The sequence below is a fragment of the Pseudomonas sp. 43(2021) genome, assembly GCF_017490805.1.
In the GTDB taxonomy this organism is placed as follows: domain Bacteria; phylum Pseudomonadota; class Gammaproteobacteria; order Pseudomonadales; family Pseudomonadaceae; genus Aquipseudomonas.
The window spans coordinates 1-478 of record NZ_JAFGYJ010000394.1 but is presented as its reverse complement, the minus strand read 5'-3'; the positions used below and the strand labels follow the sequence as shown (position 1 = coordinate 478).

The 478-nt window shown below is 61.7% G+C and carries 1 protein-coding gene; it reads right to left on the bottom strand.

Features of this window, described 5'->3' with window-relative positions; all coding sequences use genetic code 11:
• Positions 1-478, bottom strand: a 478-nt coding sequence (locus tag J5M71_RS27810) for a 3-deoxy-7-phosphoheptulonate synthase (protein WP_207838788.1), incomplete at both ends; no start/stop codon positions are given.

Sequence of the window (478 nt, the reverse complement as noted above, 5' to 3'; positions counted from 1 at the left end):
ACCGTAGGCGTTGCCTTTGGTGGTGACGATCGACACGCCACCTTCCTGGTTGATGCCGAGGAAACGGTGCGGGCTGGACACCGACTGCAAGGCGTTGATCGCCACGGTCAGGCCGCCATCGGTGCCGTTCTTGAAGCCGACCGCCGAGGACAGGCCGGAAGCCATTTCGCGGTGAGTCTGCGATTCGGTGGTACGCGCGCCGATGGCCGACCAGCTGATCAGATCCTGCAGATACTGCGGGGAGATCGGGTCGAGGGCTTCGGTCGCGGTCGGCAGGCCTTTCTCTGCCAGGTCGAGCAGCAACTGACGACCGATGTGCAGACCGTCCTGGATCTTGAACGAGTCGTCCAGATACGGATCGTTGATCAGACCTTTCCAGCCGACGGTGGTACGCGGCTTCTCGAAATACACACGCATGACCAGATACAGGGTGTCGGAGACTTCCTCGGCGAGCACCTTGAGGCGATCGGCGTATTCG